Origin of the sequence: Bowmanella dokdonensis, from assembly GCF_017254865.1 — a bacterium.
GTDB lineage: Bacteria > Pseudomonadota > Gammaproteobacteria > Enterobacterales > Alteromonadaceae > Bowmanella > Bowmanella dokdonensis.
Genome location: NZ_JAFKCV010000191.1, coordinates 1 through 354, shown reverse-complemented (window position 1 = coordinate 354; position 354 = coordinate 1). Strand labels below are relative to the sequence as shown.

1 protein-coding gene is annotated in these 354 nt (G+C 44.4%); it reads right to left on the bottom strand.

Annotation, left to right across the window (positions count from 1 at the left end; genetic code table 11):
- Positions 1-354 (bottom strand): flagellar brake domain-containing protein (locus J0A66_RS22180; protein WP_206576001.1); only part of this gene is annotated, 354 nt, incomplete at both ends.

The window sequence follows — 354 nt, the reverse complement described above, 5'->3', positions numbered from 1 at the left end:
GTACTACGTAATGAAATAGAGGCAGGTATCTTCAAGCTCTGACGCTTGGTGGCTCGCAGTGGTCGGCGGTGAATTTCACGAGGAAACGCCATAAACAAAAGTTTATCGGGACGCCTTAAGGTATTGACGATTTCACTCTTAAAGGCAAAGCATTCGCCCAGACTGTCTTCGATTAAGAACCGGCAGACGGCAATTAACCCGGTGCAATTCATACTTTGTGGAATGACAAATTCGTCAAACCGAATAATCAGATAGCGGCCAAACCGGTAACCTATTAACTCACTTTGAAAACGACTGTCGTATTGATCCAAAAGTTGAATATCAATACGCGTACCATTGTGGACGTGGCTTAAC